Genomic DNA, 16,452 nt, shown 5'->3' on the forward strand with positions numbered 1-16,452 from the left:
CATGAAAAGCGCGGTCATCGTCTTTCCGGGCAGCAATTGCGACCGCGACCTGGCGGTGGCGTTCGAAGCGGCGACTGGCGCAAAGCCGGTCATGGTGTGGCATCGCGATACGGAGTTGCCCGACGACATCGACCTGATCGGCGTACCGGGCGGCTTTTCCTATGGCGACTATCTGCGTTCCGGCGCGATGGCCGCGCGTTCGCCAGTGATGGCGTCCGTGGCGCAGGCGGCTGACCGTGGCGCATTCGTGCTGGGCATCTGCAACGGGTTTCAGGTGTTGACGGAAAGCGGCCTGCTGCCGGGCGCGCTGCTGCGCAATGCCGGCGGGCATTTCGTGTGTCGCGACGTCGCGCTGACGGTGGACAATGCGCAGAGCGCCTTCACCAGTCGCTATGCAGCGGGGGAAGCGATTTCCTATCCGGTCGCCCATCATGACGGCAATTATTTCGCCGACGATGCGACGCTCGACCGGCTGGAAGGCGAAGGCCGGGTCGCGCTGCGCTATGCCGAAAATGTCAACGGATCGGCCCGCAACATTGCGGGCATATTGAACGACAAGGGCAATGTGCTGGGCATGATGCCGCACCCCGAACGGGTCATAGAAGCCGCCCATGGCGCGACCGATGGCAAGCGCCTGTTCGACGGGCTGGTCGAAGGGTTGATGGCGCAGGCGTAACGCCTTCGTCCGACCTGGGATGTAAAAGGGAGCGCCTCCGCTGGGATGGCGCTCCCTTTTTTTGTCCCTACCCCTCACCCGCCCCGGTGGTAATCATAGTCGAACGCCCTGCCCTGCTGCTTGGTCAGGATAGCGCCGACGATCGCTGCGCCGGATCGGCGCAGCCGATCGACAGCGGTGCGCAACCCGCCATGATGGTTACGGCCCCATTCGACCACAAGCAGGCTGGCCTGCGCCTTGGCCGCCAGCAACGGCGTGTCGTCCAGCCCCAGGATCGGCGGCGCGTCGATCAGCAGCGTGTCATAATCGTCGCGCACCGACGCCAGTAACATGTCCAGCGCGCGCGTGGACAGCAGTTCGGCGGGATTGGGCGGCACCGCGCCACAGGGCAGCAGCGCTACGCCCGCAACGCCGCTGTCCATGATGACGTCGCGCACCTGCGCCTGCCCGGTCAGCACTTCGCTGATGCCATGCGTGGGCGTCAGGCGGAACAGACGGTGCTGCGCGGGTCGGCGCATGTCGGCGTCGATCACCAGCACGCGCTTGCCCAATCGCGCCAGCGCCAGCGCCAGCGCATGGACGGTGAGCGACTTGCCCTCCCCTTCCTGCGCGCTGGTGACGAGCAGGGAGCGAGGCAAGCCATCGACCGATGCGAGCAACAGAGACGAGGCTATCGGCGCGAAGATGTCGGGCGGTTGCACATTGTCGCCCGTCACCGGCACTGCGCCGATCAGCGGCAGGCCCACCCGTTCGGCCAGCGTATCAGCGGAGGTAACGGCATCATCGAATATATGGCGCGCCGCCACCAGCAGGATGCCCAGCGCCATGCCACCCAGCGCCGCGACCAGCAGGATCAGCCCGATGCGCGGGGAAAAGGGCCGGTCCGGCACTGCCGCGCGATCGAGTGGCTGGATGCGCCCGGCCTGAAACCCCGCCTGCGACGCCATGTCGCGATACCGCTGGAGCAGGCTGTCGTGCAGCATCCGGTACGTGTCGGCCTGCCGCGCCAATATGCCGCGCTGCACGTCATGGCCCTGCGCCGCCTGCGCCTGTCGTTCCAGCGCCGTGATTTCCGCCGCAATCTGTCGTTCGCCATGGACGGCGACATCATATTCTTCTTTCAGCGACGCGCGGATGCCATTGGCCATCGATTCCGCCTGATCGTCCAGCACCGCCAGCCGGGCGCGGGCCTCCCGCATTTCGGGGTGGCCATCCTTGCGAAACTGCCGTTCCTGCACCACCATCGCGCGGGCATTGGCGCGCTGTGTCATCAATGCCTGCATCGCGCCATTGCCCAGCACTTCGGGCAGCGTTTCCGCGCTGGCGCGGCGCGCGCTTTCCCAGCGTTTTTGCGCGGCGATGCGATCGGTCAGCGCCTGCGTGCGATAACCGTTAAGCTGTGCCAGCCGGGCCGGGACGCTGCCGTCGAGTGCCGGGGCAGCCCCGTCATGCGATGCGGTTTGGGTGGCATAGACCGCCAGATCGCGCTCCGCCCGCGCCAGATCGCGCCGTGCGCCGTCCAGTTCGCCCAGCAGGAAACGACGCGCCTGCACCCCGGATTCAAAGCCACGTTTCAGGTCGGTGCGAATCAGGCTGTCGGCATAGCTGTTGGCGACTCGCGCAGACAGGACGGGATCGGCACTGACGAAGCTGATGCGCAACACGCGCGACTTGCCGGGCAGTTCGACTTCCAGATTGTCGCGCAGCAACCGCGCGACCATATCCTGCTCCACCTGCCGCTGGCTTTGGCTGCCCTTGCCGCCGACCGGGCGGTCATGCCCCATGCCCTGAAAGAAAGTTGGCGTGCCGACCAGCGCCAGGTCGCGCGCGACTTCGTCTGCAAGGGCGCGGGTGCGCAACACTTCCAGTTCGGTCTGCATCAGCGTTTCGGTGCTTTCAGGCGTCGGGCGCCCGGTCGATCCGGCACCGGCTGCGCCCGCTGGCACATCCTGCACCTCGACCGATGCCGTCGCCCGGTAATCGGGCGTCGACATCAGGATGAAGATCAGCCCGGCAAGCAGGCACAGCGCCATGGTGACGAACAGGATGACGCGATGGCGGCGCAGGACCGCCCAGCTATGGCGCGCCGCCGCAACGAAGCGGCCAGCGCGCGGCACCTGCGTTTCGACGGGCAAAAGCATGTCCACGGACCCCATCACCGATTGCCGTCCAGCGCGACGAAGCCAGCGGCCAGCGCAGGCCCGGCCAATATCGCGCCGCCCAATATAGCCTTTGCGCGCGACAGGCCGACGATGATGCTGTCACCCGGCAGGATTTCAGGATCTGGCGCCCTGCCCCGGCGAATGGCGGACAGGTCGAACATTGCGGCCTGCCTTTGTCCTTCGACCTGCCGCACGACCAGGATCTGGCTCAGGCTGGCGATCCGGCTTGGTCCCTTGGCCATCGCCACCGCCTGGCTGAGCGTCATGCGGCCATCGACCGGGAACAGGCCCGGTTCGCGCACTTCGCCGTCCACGGTGATGCGGCGACCCACGGCCTTTTTGACGAAGATCGTGACCTGGGGCGACACCAATATGCGCTCGCCCAGTCGCCCGGCAATGGCGTCTGCCGCTTCATTGGCGGACATTCCAGCGACCGGCACGTCACCGATCAACGGCATACGCACCGTGCCAGCGGCGCTGACCTGCGCATCCTCCAGCGACAGGCCCGGCTCATGATAGATGGAAATGCGCAGCACATCGTCGGGGCCGATGCGATAATCCGCGCCGATCGCGGGCGCTGGCGGAATGAGCATATAGGCCGCCTGCCCGCGCGGCGCTTCGTCCACGCTGGCGCAGCCTGCCAGCATCGCCACTGTTGCAACCAGAGCGTAACGCCATCGTGCGCCGCACGTCATGCGCCAATATCCCCCATGATCGCCCAAACCGCGTGCGACGAAACGCCGCCCGCTTTGGCGGTTAACCGGGGGGCAGCGCCATGGCAACCATTTGCGCGGCAAAGCGCGGCGAAGCGTGGGCCAAAGGCCCGCGCATTACACCGCCAGTCGGCCGGGCGCTGTCTCAATGGCGCGGCGCGGCTGGTCGGGCCAGATGCCGCGCGTATCATAGACAGCCTTGTCGGCGCGTTCGTCGACGGGGACAGATTTGAACATGTCATGATCGACAAGAATGATGAACACGCCACATTGTTCCAGAGCCGTATCGAGATCGACCAGTTCCGCGCCGGTGCCGGCAAACTCCATCGGCACCGCATGGGCATAGGGTTCGACCAGCTTGATACGGCGACCATAGCGACGCGCGAGGCGCGCGGCGACCTTGACTGCCGGGCTTTCGCGGAAATCGTCGATATTCGCCTTGAACGCGAGGCCCAGGCAGGCGACGTCCTCACCAGCGAAAGCGTCGATCATGTCGGACGCCTTGGCCACAACATAGTCGGTCTTGCCGTCATTCACTTCGCGCGCGGTGCGGATGATGCGGGCATTTTCCGGGTCGCCATGGACGATGAACCACGGATCGACCGCGATACAATGGCCGCCGACGCCGGGACCGGGCGACAGGATGTTGACGCGCGGATGGCGGTTGGCCAGCCGGATCACTTCCCACACGTCGATGTCCATATTTTCCGCGATCACCGACAATTCATTGGCAAATGCGATGTTGACGTCGCGGAAGCTGTTTTCGACCAGCTTGACCATTTCCGCCGCGCGGGCGGTGGTGGTGATGCACGCGCCGCGCACGAATTGACGGTAGAATCCCAGCGCCTTGCGGGCGCAACGGGGGGTGATGCCACCAATGCAGCGATCATTGTCGATCAGCTCGACCAATATGCGACCGGGCAAAACCCGCTCAGGACAATAGGCGATGGCGATGTCGCCTGCCACGCCCTTGGCGGGCATTTTGAGGTCGGGGCGCATCCCGCCGATCACGTCGCGCATCGCTTCGGTCGTGCCGACCGGCGAGGTGGATTCAAGGATAACGGTGTCGCCCGCCTTCAATACCGGCGCGATGGTGCGGGCGGCTTTCAGGACATAGCTGATGTCAGGCGCGCGATCTTCCGATACCGGGGTCGGCACCGCAATGATGAACACGTCGCTATCCTCGACGGTCAGGCTGGCGCGCAAATTGCCGCGTGCGACAACGCCCTGCACCAGTCCGTCGAGATCGACTTCCTCGATATGGACCCGGCCCGAATTGACGGTTTCCACCACATGGGCGGACACATCGACCCCCACCACCTGCGCGCCGCCACGGGCGATCAACGCAGCGGTAGGCAGGCCGATATAGCCCAGGCCAATGACGGAAACCTTCTGCTTGGCATCGACGGGCATGGGTCGGGCAATCCTTCAAACGGTAAAGTCGACCGTTTTCTGCCCGGAAATGCTGAAGATTTCGGTAACGCTCCCCCACGCGACGGACAGATATCGTCCGAAGCGGGGGCGGAAGCTGCGCTTTTTAGCGGTAGCGCGGCGCGGGCTGGCGCGCCATGTGCAGGGGGGAACGCACGATGGCTTCGGTGATGATCTTCTTGCTCAGCAATTCGCGGATGCGATCGGCCCCGATGGGGTTGAGCAGGACGACACGGGTGCCGCCCGACGTCAGCGGCTCGATCGTCGAAATGGCGATGTCATGCTTGGCGCATAAGGCCTGCACGTCCTTGACTTCGGCGTTGACGTTGATGGCCCGGCTCATGCGCGCGACACCGAGATGGACAGTGATGAAAGGGTGATAAAGGACATAAAACGCGCCTTGCCTGGCAAGCGGGAGCGCGATCTGTCTCTCGGTCACGGCGAATGCTTGCGGGCAGGGTTCGCGGCGATGCCGTCCCCTAACAGGTCCGCCCCATGGCGTCGCCGCTTTTATTCCGCCCCCGTTGCGATGACCCGCGCGATCCGCTGCGCCGCCTTGCCATCGCCAAAGGGATTATGCGCGCGCGCCATGGCGTCATAGGCCGCATCGTCGTCGAGCAATGCCAGCACTTGCGCCACGATCCTGTCGCGATCCGCGCCGACCAGCCTGGCGGTCCCGGCCTCCACCCCTTCGGGTCGCTCGGTCGTTTCGCGCATCACCAGCACGGGTTTGCCCAGTGAAGGCGCTTCTTCCTGCACCCCGCCACTGTCGGTCAGAACCAGATGGCACATGTCGAGCAGGCGGACGAAATGGGGATAGTCGAGCGGTTCGATCATCGCGACATTGGGCAGGTCGCCCAGCACGGCATCCATAACCGGACGGACATTGGGGTTGGGGTGGACGGGGAAAATCACCGCCACGTCGGGCCGCGCCGCGATGTCCGCAATGGAACGGGCGATCGCTTCCATCCCCCCGCCGAAATTTTCGCGCCGGTGGCTGGTGACGGCAATGATCCGCTTGCCCGCGAAACGCATGGCCAGATCGTCGAGGCCGCTGGCCAGCGACGGATCGGCCAGCACCCGGTCGCGCGTCGCCAGCAGCGCGTCGATCACGGTATTGCCCGTGACATATATGCCCGCCGCGTCCCGGCTTTCACGCAGCAGCGCGTCGGCGGCGGCCTGCGTGGGCGCGAAATTCATGTCGGCGATGCAGGCAACGACGCGGCGGTTCACTTCCTCCGGCCAGGGGTGGTGAATGTCGCCGCTGCGTAGCCCCGCTTCGACATGGGCGACCGGGATCTTGCGATAATAGGCCGCCAGGCTGGCCACCATGGTCGTCAGCGTGTCGCCATGCACCACCACCCGGTCGGGCCGTTCCATGTCGAACGCCTTGCCCAGTTCCAAGATCAGCTTGGCAGTCAGCCCGTCCAGCGTCTGGTTCGGCACCATCACGTCCAGGTCGATGTCGGGCGTGATTCCGGCAATGTCCAGCACCTGATCCAGCAGCCCGCGATGCTGCGCCGTCACGATGACGCGCGTGTCCACGCCCGGCATCGCGCGCAGGGCGTGGATGACCGGAAACATCTTGATCGCTTCGGGCCGCGTACCGAACACGATGGCGATCTTCTGGTGCGCGATTTTCATTCGGGTCTTTCGATTATGCCGTTGCGCCGAACGCACTGGCAGAAAATCGTAACCATCGCCTGAACAAGCGCGCCGATTTGCAATGAAGTGTGGGCAGGGTTAGGAACCAATGCCATGCGCCGCGCCATGACAGAGCAGAACCGGGAAGCCCGATGAACTGGCCATGGCTCGATCAGGCGGACAACGCCCTGCCCCGCTGGTGGCACTGGCTGATCGCGCTGGTGACGCTGATCATCCTGCGGACATTCGTGCCGATATTCGCCGCCTTTATCTAAAGGCTTAGGCCTTGATCTTCCAGCCGCGTTTCAGGAGCATGTAGCAAGCGGTCCCCAGCAGGATGTTGAGCGCCAGCAGCACGCTGCTGCCCACCAGCACATTGATGTCCGCCGCCGCGACGAAGCCATAGCGGAAACCGGAAATCATGTAGAAGAAGGGATTGGCATGGCTGATCCCCTGAAAGAAAGGGGGCAGCCGGTCGATGGAATAAAAAGTGCCGGACAGCAGCGCCAGCGGCCCGATGACGAAATTCGTAACGGCTGCGTTATGATCGAACTTGTCCGACCAGATGGAGGTCAACACCCCCAGAAACGCAATGAAGCTGGTGCCGATCACGCCGAACCACAGCACTGCCCACAGATGCGCGGGCGTGACATGGACGCCCGGCCACAGTGCCATTGCCCCCCACAGCGCCCCGCCCACGAACAGCGCGCGCGTGACCGATGAAGCAATCAGCGCGCCCAGTAATTCGCCGACTGAAATCGGCGGCATCAGATAATCGACCAGCGTTCCCTGCAACTTGCCGACCATCAGCGGGAAGCTGGCATTGGCGAAGCAGGCGTTGATCATGCCCATGATGATAAGGCCGGGCGCAACGAAATCGGCGAATGGCACCGCCTGTCCACGCAACATCACCACGCGCCCGCTGCCCCCCAGCGCGACGATGAAGATGACCAGAAACAGCAAAGTGGTGATTGCCGGTCCCCACACGGTCTGTAACTGCACCTTCATGAAACGGCGCACTTCCTTGGTATAGAGCGCCCAGGTGCCTGCCCAGTTGATGTTGCGAATCTGTGGCACGCCCGGTTCGGCGAAGGGTGCGGGCGTCGAAGGCGCGGCGGTAATTTTGGGCTGGTCGTTCATGACTGGATCGACTATCGGCTGGGACGTTGTGCTGCAAGCGCGCAGTTCATTCCTGTGTCGTGACATTTGAACCTGCGCGCCCGCTTCTTATATAGGAAGCCATGCCTGTTTTTTGAGGAGTGTTTCATTGTCCTGGACCGACGAGCGTATCGACCAGCTCAAAGGGATGTGGGAGCGCGGCCTGACCGCCAGCCAGATCGCCGAAGAACTGGGCGGGGTCAGCCGCAATGCGGTGATCGGCAAGGCGCATCGCCTGGGCCTGCAATCCCGCCCTTCGCCAGTGAAGGCGAACGATAGCAGCAAAAAGCCCGCCGTCGCCGCGCCCGTGCGCAAGCCTGCGCCCGCCGCCGCTGCGCCGGAAGCAGAAGCGCCCCGCGCCGCCGCACCCGTGGTCGAAGCTCCCGCCGCGCCCGTGCGCGCGCCAGCACCTGCCGCTCCGGTGGCGGCTGCCCCTGCCGCAGCACCTGTCGGTGCCAGCGACGAACAGCCCGTGCGCCCACCCCAGCCGCGCATCGTGTCGGTCGGTCCGGGCGGCTTCCTGCGTCAGGGTCCGGGCGATCAGCAGGCGCCGATCCCGCCCGCCCCGCCCCGCCGCCTGGTCCCGGCCAAGCCTAGCGCGGACATTGCGGGCAAGACGTCGCTGCTCGACCTGACCGAACGGATCTGCAAATGGCCGATGGGCCATCCGGGCGAGCCGGACTTCCATTTCTGCGGTGAAACGGTGAACCCCGGCTTCCCCTATTGCGTCGAACATTGCGGTCGCGCCTATCAGGCGCAATTGCCGCGCGGCACCCGCCGCCCGCCCCCGCCGCTGCCCTTCGGCGGTCCGCGCGTGCGCTGATCGCGTTCGACCTGTTACGAAAAAAGGCCCGGTTCCTGCGCAGGAACCGGGCCTTTTTCATGTCTGGCGCAGCCGATGTCCGATCAGGCACTACCACCTGACCGGACATCATTCTGGATCAGAAGCGGAAGCTGGTCGTGACCATCACGCTCTGCGTGTCGAACTTGTCGCCACGGTTGATGCTCGCGCCGCCCGACGGGGTGATGCGGAACGGGTTGGTCGCAGGGGCGCTGCCCGCGCCGACATCGACGCGATAGTCGCCGACATTATAGCGGGTCCACAAATAGCGCGCACCGATGGAGAAATTGTCGGAAACCTTGGCTTCCACACCGCCGCCCATGGTGTAACCCCAGGCGTCTTCCTTATTGTCGAACTGCGTGAAGCTGTTTGCCGCATTGTTGGTGGCAAAGCTGTTCTCGACCTTCGCATAGGCCAGACCGCCGGTGATGTAGGGCATGATGCCGCCCGGCGTCGTGTAACCCAGACGGGCGCGCAGGTTACCGTTCCAGTCGATCCGGCGCGTCATTTCATAAAAGGCTGGCGTGGTCGAATATTCGCTCACGCTGTCGCTGATATATGCCTTACCCGCTTCGGCGACGACACCAGCAACGATGCTGCCGAACTGCATGTCGTAACCGACATGACCCATCCAGCCGATCGCGTCCTTGTCATCGTTACAGCCAGCAGCCGGAGTCGCGCCGCGTGCCGAACCGCCGCAGGTGCCGGGCGAAAAGGCATTTGCGCCGGTCGTCGTGCGGATCGTGTCATTATAGGTGCCATCGGCGTTGGTGTCGAAACGCAGATGTTCGCCCTGATCGCTTTTCTGCCAGTTATAGCCGAACGAGCCACCGACATAGGGGCCGGTCCAGTCGGTCGTGCCGCTGTCTTGCGCGAAGGCGGGGGTTGCCAGCGCGAACGCCAGAGCGGCGCCAATCGGCGCGATACGGTTGAATTGCATTGAATAAATCTCCTGGCCTGATCGGGTATCTAAACCCAACTGCGCTTCGCAAACGGCCCGGCGGACGCTTTTGTTTCACTGGCCGATGTAACATTTCATGTCTGTTGCATTTGCACCACAGTGCTTGCGCCCGCCGCCCGCCCGCCTATAGCTTGTCGCCATGCCTGATGACCTGTTTGCTGCCCAGCCCACATCCTCCCCCGGCTATGACGCCTCGGCCATCGAAGTGCTGGAGGGGCTGGAGCCGGTCCGGCGTCGGCCGGGCATGTATATCGGTGGCACGGACGAGCGTGCGCTGCACCATCTGGCGTCCGAAGTGCTGGACAACAGCATGGACGAGGCCGTGGCGGGTCATGCCACGCGCATCGAAATCACGCTGGAACCGGGCAATCGCCTGACCATCACGGATAATGGGCGCGGCATCCCGGTCGATCCGCACCCCAAATTCCCCGGCAAATCGGCGCTGGAAGTCATCATGACCACGCTCCATTCGGGCGGCAAATTCACGGGCAAGGCCTATGCCACGTCGGGCGGCCTGCATGGCGTGGGCATCAGCGTGGTCAACGCCCTGTCGATCACCACCATTGTAGAGGTTGCCCGTAACAAGGAATTGTTCCGGCAGAGCTTCTCGCAGGGCTTGCCGGTCACGCCGCTGGAAAAGGTCGGCGCGGCCCCCAACCGGCGCGGCACGTCCGTCACCTTCATTCCCGACACCGAAATCTTCGGCGAACAGAAGTTCAAGCCCGCGCGCCTCCACCGTCTTGCCCGGTCGAAGGCCTATTTGTTCGCGGGGGTGGAAATCCGCTGGAAATGCGCGGCGGAACTCATCAGCGACGATACGCCGGTCGAGGCCGTGTTCCAGTTTCCCGGCGGGCTGGCCGATCATCTCAAGGAACAGGTGAGCGACCGCGAATGTGCCACCAGCGTGTTCTTTTCCGGCAATCAGGATTTTCCGGCGGAAGCAGGGCGCGTCGAATGGGCCGTCGCCTGGCCGCTCTGGTCGGATGGCAGCTATAGCTGGTATTGCAACACCATCCCCACCCCCGACGGTGGCACCCATGAAGCGGGGATGCGCGCGGCGCTGGTGAAGGGCATCCGTGCCTTTGCCGATCTGATCGGGCAGAAGAAGGCGAAGGACATCACTGCCGACGACATCATGACGTCATCGGAAATCATGCTATCCGTGTTCATCCGCGAACCCCAGTTTCAAAGCCAGACCAAGGATCGGCTGACCAGCCCCGACGCTGCAAGGCTCGTGGAAAACGCCGTGCGCGACCATTTCGACCATTATCTGACCGACCATATGGACCGGGGCAAGGCGCTGCTCGCCTATGTTCTGGACCGGATGGACGAACGGCTCAAGCGCAAGCAGGAGAAGGAGGTCAAGCGCAAGACCGCAACCAACAGCCGCAAGCTGCGCCTGCCCGGCAAGCTGACGGATTGTTCCAACGACGACCCGGAAGGCGCTGAAATCTTTTTGGTCGAAGGCGATTCTGCCGGCGGTTCTGCCAAACAGGCGCGCGACCGCAAGACGCAGGCGATTCTGCCCCTGCGCGGCAAGATATTGAACGTCGCGTCCGCCAACAATGCCAAGATCCTGGCCAATCAGGAAATCGCCGACATGATCCTGGCGCTGGGTTGTGGCACGCGCAAGGACTGTAACCCCGACCATCTGCGCTACGAACGCATCGTCATCATGACCGATGCGGACGTGGACGGCGCGCATATCGCCACGCTGCTGATGACCTTCTTCTTTCAGGAAATGCCCGAACTGGTGCGGCGCGGGCATCTCTATCTGGCGCAGCCGCCGCTTTACCGCATCGTGGCAGGCGGCAAGAGCCTCTATGCCAAGGATGACGCCCATCGCGAGGCGCTGCTGAAAAAAGAATTCAAGGGCAAGAAGGTGGAGATCAGCCGCTTCAAGGGGCTGGGCGAAATGAACCCGATGCAATTGCGCGAAACCACCATGGACCCCAAGACCCGCAGCATGATCCGCATCACCCTGCCCGCCGATGTCGAGGAACGCGCCGGGGTGCGCGATCTGGTCGACCGGCTGATGGGGACAAACCCGGCCCACCGCTTCGCCTTCATTCAGGAAAATGCAGCGGCGGTGGACGAAGCAGCCATCGACGCATGAGGGTTCTGGCATCAGTGCTGGCCCTGTTGTGGCTGGTGCTGCTGCCCGCGCGCGCACTGGAAACACCGGCCTATGTAGCGCGTGCGGCGCAATTGCCCGCCCTGCTGCGCGAATCCGGCGGGGAGAATGCCTTTTTCTCCACCCTGTTCCTTGACGCCGTGCCGCCGGAACGGTGGCGTGCCATCGCCGCCGATCTGCGCGCCCGCCATGGCAAAGTGTTGGCGCTGGGCGCTGTGCGGCAGGAAAGCGCGACCACCGGGCAAGTCGAAATCCGTTATGAGAAGGCGACGGTCGGTTTCACCCTGGTCGTCGCGCCGCAACCGCCCAACCGGGTCGTGGGCCTGCACGTCGTGGGCGTAAGCCTGACCAGCGACAGCATGGACCGGATCGTGGCGGACATATCTGCCCTGCCCGGCAGCGCCAGCTTCGCCATCGCCCGCCTGACCGATGCCGGGCCGGTGTGGAGCCAGCAGCACCGCGCCGATGCACCGATGGCGACCGGATCGTCCTTCAAACTCTACATCCTGGCCGAACTGGCCCGTGCCGTCGCGGCAGGCGAGCGGCGCTGGAGCGATGCCGTCCCGCTTGGCCCCAAAAGCTTTTCGGGACGCTTGATGCACTGGCCCGACCGCGCACCCATGACCCTGCACAGCCTGGCCACCGCGATGATCGCCGAAAGCGACAATAGCGCCGCCGATACGCTGCTCCGCGCGCTGGGGCGGGAGAAGGTCGATATGATGGTCACGCGCGCCGGCCATGCGCAGCCCGACCAGACCTTGCCCCTGCTGACCACCGCAGAAGCCTTCGCCCTCAAAATGCCCGCGCAGTCGGACCTCGCCCGCCGCTATGCCGCCGCCACGCCCGACCAGAGACGCGCGCTATTGCGCGACCATGCCGCCACGCTGACCGCCGCCGCCGTCGATATTGGCAGCGTCGCCGAACGGCCAAGCGCGATCGACAGCATCGAATGGTTCGCCGCCCCGCGCGATCTGATCGTGCTGATGGACGTTCTGCGGCGGCAGGGTGGCGGCGCGCTGCCGATCATGGCGATCAACCCCGGCATCGCGCCTGCCGACGCGAAACGCTGGCGCTATCTGGGGTATAAGGGCGGGTCGGAACCGGGTGTCATCGCGATGACGTTTCTGGCGCAGGCGCACGACGGGCGCTGGTTCGCAATATCGGGCAGTTGGAACAACCCGGCCGCCCGCGTCGATGAACCCCGCTTCGTCGCGCTGATGACTCGCGCGCTCAACCTGATCGCGGCGGACTAACGCTCGCCGTCCTCGTCCCGATAGACTGGCAGGCCCAGCCCGCGCCGGATCGCCACCGCACGCAAGGCAAAGCCCAGCAGCGCGGCGATAACCCCTGCCACCGGCACGTCCAGCCCGACCCAGCGCAGCGCCACGAACAGGCCGGATGAAAAGGCCGCCGCCGTCACATATAATTCGGGCCGCAACAGGATGGACGGTTCCCCCGCCAGCAGATCCCGCATGATCCCGCCGACGCAGCCCGTCACGACCCCCATCATTGCCGCGACGAAGGGCGGCACGCCGAAGCTCATTGCCTTGGCCGCGCCAAACACGGCGAACGCCGCCAGCCCGATCGCATCCAGCCAGTCGAGCGCCCGCACGCTCCAGAAAGTGCGCGGCGTGAACCACACGACCACCGCGGCCACCATGCAGGCGATGGCCGGAACCGGATCGACCACCCAGAATACCGGCGCACCGATCAACAGGTCGCGCAAAGTTCCGCCGCCAACGCCTGTCACCAGCGCGAAGAAAGCGAAGGTCACCAGCGTCTGCCGCAACCGCGCCGCCGCCAGCGCACCGGACGCGGCAAAGACGAAAGTGCCGACGATGCTCAATGTTTCAAGCACGGGACCGATGGAATTGGCGAGCAGGGGCGTGGGTGGGAGCATGGCGTGGTCTAGCCCCTTTCCTGGCATGATTGAAGCAGGGTGTGTTCCCGCGCAGGCGGGAACCCAGTTCGAACGGCGGGCCTGGGTTCCCGCCTACGCGGGAACATGCTCCTCAATCAGACCATTCTAAACGGCGGCGCGCTCCCTATTTCCGCCCCTTTTCCCCCGCCAGCCGGCTCATCAATATCGCGGCGCGCTTGGCCTGGCGTTTCATCGTCGACAGGTCGGCCCTTTCCGCCGGGCTATGGTCGCCACTGGACGCCAGCCCCAGCCCGACCAGCCCGTCCGTGTCCGCCGCGACGAAAGCGATGTCGCCTGCCCCGCGCTTCAACGGATCGAGTTCGGGCATCGCCGCCAGTCCCAGATCGGCGTTGATCCCGTTCAATTTGGCCAGCAATGCGCGGTTGCCCGTCGTGGGTGCCATCGACGGATAGCCCATGTCGAACGCGATGCTGGCACCGGTGCCGGGCAGATGATCCGCGTCCACAATGGCCTGCATCTTCGCGCGCACCCTTTTGGTCTGATCCTCGCTGAGCGTGCGGAAATCGCCCTTCGCCACGGCGATCGGCGGGATGATGTTGGTCTTGCCGGTAACGGCGATGCGCACGCCATCCTTGTCCACGTCCGCACTTTGCCCGCCGCCGATCAGCCCGACGTTGAAGGTCAGGTTCGGTTCCGGCAATGCCTTGCGAAACGCCACGATGATCCGCGCCAGTTCATAGACCGCGCCATCGCCCGCACTGGCGGAAAAGATGCCGGAGCTATGCCCCGACTTGCCCGTCGCAGTCAGCGTCCAGCTGTTGGAGGATCGGCGCGCGATCGACCCCATATCCTTGCCATTGTCCTGCGCCAGCCCTTCGAAATCCAGTGCCACGTCGGCCCGCTTGCCCGCCGCGATCAGGTCCGCCCGCGCAATGGTGATCGGATCGCCCGAATCCTCCTCATCCCCGGTCAGCACGACTTCGATATTGGCGTTTTTCAGCGTGCCTGCCGCCTGCATCGCCTTCAATGCGAGCAGCATCGTCACGACCCCGCCCTTGTCGTCGGCAACGCCGGGACCAGCGGCCCAATCACCCCCAGAAGCGCCGCCTTTACGCTCGAACTTCTGGAACGGCGAATCCGGTTCGAACACCGTATCCAGATGCCCGATCAGCAGCATTTTCGTGCCACCCGCCTTGCCCCTATGCACCGCGATCAGATGCCCCGCCCGCTTGGCCGCATCCATTGGCTTCCACGTCACGGTAAAGCCCAGCGCCTCATATTCCGGGCGCAGCATGTCGGCGACGGCCCTCACCCCCGCCAGGTTCATGGACCCGCTATTCTGGTTCACCACTTTTTCGAGCAGGCCGATGGCGGGTTCATAACCCGCCTCGACCGTTGCGGCGATTTTCTGCTCTGCCGGGCTGAGGGCGGCATGTGCCAAAGGCGCGCTGCCCATCAGCAGCGCGCCCATCACCGATGCCCGGATCACTTGGCCAGTTCCGCCTCGATCGCCGCGACCAAGGCCGCATCGTCAGGGGCCGTGGTCGGCGCGAAACGGGCGGCAACGCTGCCATCCTTGGCGATCACGAATTTCTCGAAATTCCACAGCACTTCCGGCACCGGGTTGGGGGTCATGCCATAGCCTTTCAGCTTCTCGCGAAATGCATCGCCTTCACCCTGCGCGTCCGGCTGCGCGCTGGTCAGCGCCGCATAGAGCGGGTGCTTGTCCGGGCCAGTGACGACGATCTTTTCGAACATCGGAAATTCCACGCCGAAATTGGTGGTGCAGAACGTCGCGATCTCATCATTGTCGCCCGGTTCCTGCGCGCCGAAATCATTGGCGGGAAAGCCTGCTACCACCAGCCCCTTGTCCTTATATTCGGCATAGAGCTTTTCCAGCCCTTCATATTGCGGGGTCAGGCCGCATTTGGACGCCACATTGACGGCCAGCACGACCTTGCCCGCATAATCGGCCAGGCTGGCATCGGCGCCCTTGATGGTCTTGAGCGGAATCTGCTGAATGTCGGTCATATGATCGTCTCCTTTGAATATATTTGCGTCGAACCTGCCATTATATCGCCGCGCCGAACAGATGCCCCGCACCTGCCGTCACTGCCATCGCCAGCGCGCCCCAGAACAGGGTGCGCAAAATCGAGCGCAGCACCCTGGCCCCGCCCAGCCGCGCCCCGACATAACCCAGCAGGACAAGGCACAGCAGCGACAGTCCGACGATCGCGACAATCGCGCTACCAGCAGGCACGATCGCCGCGACCAGCACCGGCGGCGCGGCCCCCACGGCAAAGCTGGCGGCCGACGCCAGCGCCGCCTGCACCGGCCGCGCCGTCGCCGACTCGGAAATACCCAGTTCGTCGCGCGCGTGCGCGCCCAGCGCATCGGCGGCCATCAATTGCTGCGCCACTTGCCCCGCCAGATCACTCGTCAGTCCGCGTTCGACATAGATGTCGCGCAATTCGGCCCATTCCTCATGCGGTTGCGCCGCCAGTGCATGGCGTTCCTTGGCCAGGTCGGCGCGTTCGGTGTCCGACTGCGCACTGACGGAGACATATTCGCCCGCCGCCATCGACATGGCCCCCGCCACCAGCGCGGCAATGCCCGTCAGCAATATCGTGTGGCTTTGCGCGCCCGACGCAGCAATGCCGGTCATCAGGCTGGCAGTGGACACGATGCCGTCATTGGCCCCCAGCACCGTGGCGCGCAGCCACCCGACGCGGTTGACATAATGGACCGCATGGTGCGGCTGGTCGATTGCGGTATCCGTCTGCACGTCCATCGATCAGCCCCTTCATCCGGCCCCTATCCCGGCATCCATGCACGCCGAGCCTGTCGAAA

Annotated in this window: 16 protein-coding genes; 5 read left to right on the forward strand and 11 right to left on the reverse strand. The window is 64.6% G+C overall.

Annotated features, from left to right (window positions below):
* The first annotated feature begins 1 nt into the window (after position 1).
* Entirely contained in the window at positions 2 to 676 is a 675-nt protein-coding gene (purQ, locus tag SPBM01_RS06605; RefSeq protein WP_188064552.1) for a phosphoribosylformylglycinamidine synthase subunit PurQ, read from the forward strand.
* 74 nt (positions 677 to 750) lie between these two features.
* On the opposite strand, the gene SPBM01_RS06610 is transcribed toward purQ, so the two are convergent.
* From SPBM01_RS06610 to wecB, 5 genes are all read right to left on the reverse strand, one after another.
* Complete coding sequence (locus tag SPBM01_RS06610; RefSeq protein WP_410483044.1) at positions 751 to 2,832, reverse strand: GumC family protein; 2,082 nt, start codon at positions 2,830 to 2,832, stop codon at positions 751 to 753.
* The gene (locus tag SPBM01_RS06615; protein ID WP_410483045.1) at positions 2,832 to 3,485 is read right to left on the reverse strand and encodes a polysaccharide biosynthesis/export family protein; all 654 of its coding nucleotides are present in this window, start codon (positions 3,483 to 3,485) and stop codon (positions 2,832 to 2,834) included. Before SPBM01_RS06615 ends, SPBM01_RS06610 begins: the two co-directional genes overlap by 1 nt.
* A gap of 183 nt (positions 3,486 to 3,668) precedes the next feature.
* Positions 3,669 to 4,964 (reverse strand): UDP-N-acetyl-D-mannosamine dehydrogenase, encoded by a 1,296-nt coding sequence (wecC, locus tag SPBM01_RS06620; RefSeq protein ID WP_188064554.1) that lies wholly within the window; start codon positions 4,962 to 4,964, stop codon positions 3,669 to 3,671.
* 124 nt (positions 4,965 to 5,088) lie between these two features.
* The gene (locus SPBM01_RS06625; RefSeq protein WP_188064555.1) at positions 5,089 to 5,325 is read right to left on the reverse strand and encodes a hypothetical protein; all 237 of its coding nucleotides are present in this window, start codon (positions 5,323 to 5,325) and stop codon (positions 5,089 to 5,091) included.
* A gap of 167 nt (positions 5,326 to 5,492) precedes the next feature.
* Entirely contained in the window at positions 5,493 to 6,626 is a 1,134-nt protein-coding gene (gene wecB, locus SPBM01_RS06630; protein ID WP_188064556.1) for a non-hydrolyzing UDP-N-acetylglucosamine 2-epimerase, read from the reverse strand.
* 152 nt (positions 6,627 to 6,778) lie between these two features.
* On the opposite strand from wecB, the gene SPBM01_RS21865 reads away from it, so the two are divergent.
* On the forward strand, positions 6,779 to 6,901 hold the full coding sequence (locus SPBM01_RS21865) for a hypothetical protein (RefSeq protein ID WP_262504347.1): 123 nt from the start codon (positions 6,779 to 6,781) through the stop codon (positions 6,899 to 6,901).
* 4 nt (positions 6,902 to 6,905) lie between these two features.
* Here SPBM01_RS21865 and SPBM01_RS06635 read toward each other — a convergent pair whose 3' ends face one another.
* On the reverse strand, positions 6,906 to 7,766 hold the full coding sequence (locus SPBM01_RS06635; RefSeq protein WP_188064557.1) for an ABC transporter permease: 861 nt from the start codon (positions 7,764 to 7,766) through the stop codon (positions 6,906 to 6,908).
* A gap of 127 nt (positions 7,767 to 7,893) precedes the next feature.
* Here SPBM01_RS06635 and SPBM01_RS06640 point away from each other — a divergent pair, with 127 nt between their 5' ends.
* Positions 7,894 to 8,607, forward strand: a complete 714-nt coding sequence (locus tag SPBM01_RS06640) for a GcrA family cell cycle regulator (RefSeq protein ID WP_188064558.1) — start codon at positions 7,894 to 7,896, stop codon at positions 8,605 to 8,607.
* A 118-nt stretch (positions 8,608 to 8,725) separates the two neighbouring features.
* On the opposite strand, the gene SPBM01_RS06645 is transcribed toward SPBM01_RS06640, so the two are convergent.
* Positions 8,726 to 9,565: an outer membrane protein gene (locus tag SPBM01_RS06645; protein ID WP_188064559.1), complete on the reverse strand. Its 840-nt coding sequence runs from the start codon at positions 9,563 to 9,565 to the stop codon at positions 8,726 to 8,728.
* A 160-nt stretch (positions 9,566 to 9,725) separates the two neighbouring features.
* Between SPBM01_RS06645 and parE the strand changes: the two genes are divergently transcribed.
* On the forward strand, positions 9,726 to 11,702 hold the full coding sequence (gene parE / locus SPBM01_RS06650) for a DNA topoisomerase IV subunit B (protein WP_188064560.1): 1,977 nt from the start codon (positions 9,726 to 9,728) through the stop codon (positions 11,700 to 11,702).
* Positions 11,699 to 12,973, forward strand: coding sequence for a serine hydrolase (locus SPBM01_RS06655; protein ID WP_188064561.1), 1,275 nt, complete (start codon positions 11,699 to 11,701; stop codon positions 12,971 to 12,973). The genes parE and SPBM01_RS06655 overlap by 4 nt, the downstream gene beginning before the upstream one ends.
* Here SPBM01_RS06655 and SPBM01_RS06660 read toward each other — a convergent pair.
* The 4 genes from SPBM01_RS06660 to SPBM01_RS06675 all read right to left on the reverse strand — a co-directional run bounded on the left by SPBM01_RS06660 (position 12,970) and on the right by SPBM01_RS06675 (position 16,393).
* The gene (locus SPBM01_RS06660) at positions 12,970 to 13,620 is read right to left on the reverse strand and encodes a trimeric intracellular cation channel family protein (protein ID WP_188064562.1); all 651 of its coding nucleotides are present in this window, start codon (positions 13,618 to 13,620) and stop codon (positions 12,970 to 12,972) included. The genes SPBM01_RS06655 and SPBM01_RS06660 overlap by 4 nt on opposite strands.
* Before the next feature lie 145 nt (positions 13,621 to 13,765).
* Positions 13,766 to 15,073 carry a M20/M25/M40 family metallo-hydrolase gene (locus tag SPBM01_RS06665; RefSeq protein WP_188065590.1) on the reverse strand — a complete coding sequence of 436 codons (1,308 nt, stop codon included), beginning with the start codon at positions 15,071 to 15,073 and terminating at the stop codon, positions 13,766 to 13,768.
* A gap of 14 nt (positions 15,074 to 15,087) precedes the next feature.
* A complete protein-coding gene (locus tag SPBM01_RS06670) occupies positions 15,088 to 15,633 on the reverse strand; it encodes a glutathione peroxidase (protein WP_188064563.1) in 546 nt (181 codons plus the stop codon).
* A gap of 40 nt (positions 15,634 to 15,673) precedes the next feature.
* Positions 15,674 to 16,393 carry a VIT family protein gene (locus tag SPBM01_RS06675; protein WP_188064564.1) on the reverse strand — a complete coding sequence of 240 codons (720 nt, stop codon included), beginning with the start codon at positions 16,391 to 16,393 and terminating at the stop codon, positions 15,674 to 15,676.
* Positions 16,394 to 16,452: the final 59 nt, after the last annotated feature.

It is taken from the genome of Sphingobium sp. KCTC 72723 (assembly GCF_014280435.1).
Classification (GTDB): Bacteria; Pseudomonadota; Alphaproteobacteria; order Sphingomonadales; family Sphingomonadaceae; genus Sphingobium.